The 518-nt window shown below is 63.9% G+C and carries 2 protein-coding genes; both read right to left on the bottom strand.

All coding sequences use genetic code 11. From position 1 onward, the window contains the following. Positions 1-46: 46 nt before the first annotated feature. The gene (locus AC1D15_RS36625; RefSeq protein WP_477829954.1) at positions 47-256 is read right to left on the bottom strand and encodes a hypothetical protein; all 210 of its coding nucleotides are present in this window, start codon (positions 254-256) and stop codon (positions 47-49) included. Positions 257-340: 84 nt separating this feature from the next. Then, positions 341-518: ATP-binding protein (locus tag AC1D15_RS36620; RefSeq protein ID WP_477829955.1), on the bottom strand; the 178-nt coding region annotated here is incomplete at its 5' end.

Here is a 518-nt window from a genome sequence, read left to right as displayed (position 1 = left end):
CGTTCGGGCTGCCGCGCTGGTGGCTGGCCATGCGTACGCCGTGATTTCACGGGAAATGGCCCGCAGGCGGCACCCCCAGGTCGATCATGCGATGGCCTGCGGCCGTGAGTCGCCATTTGCGCTCACCGCTCATCTCCTGTTTCACCAAGCCGCGCACCTCGAACAAATTCGCATCCTCGGTATCGACCAGCCCGGCTTCAAGCCGCTTCGCGAAGCGATGAAAATTGGCGAAGTACTCAGCGCTGAATGCATTCATGAACGGCTCCCATGGCAGGATTCACTTCCAAGCGGCCATGGTGCGCGCCATCCTCGAGAGGTGCAAGGCTTGTCGATAGACCCATCAGGGCGTATCCAGCGCGGGAGCGCTCGTGATGCGGCGCACGGGCAGCGTCACGCGGAACGTCGTGCCCTGGCCCAGGACGCTGTCGACGTCGATCCGGCCGTGGTGCTTCTGCACGATCCCGTACGACAGCGAGAGACCGAGACCGGTGCCCTTGCCGACCGGCTTGGTGGTGAAG

It is taken from the genome of Rhizobacter sp. P2_H2 (assembly GCF_056403375.1).
Note: the sequence above shows the minus strand (reverse complement) of the source record. Positions and strands in the feature narration are given on the sequence as shown.

Coding starts and splice junctions, on each gene's coding strand:
- AC1D15_RS36625 (WP_477829954.1), bottom strand. CDS start 256: ATGAATGCATTCAGCGCTGAGTACTTCGCCAATTTTCATCGCTTCGCG.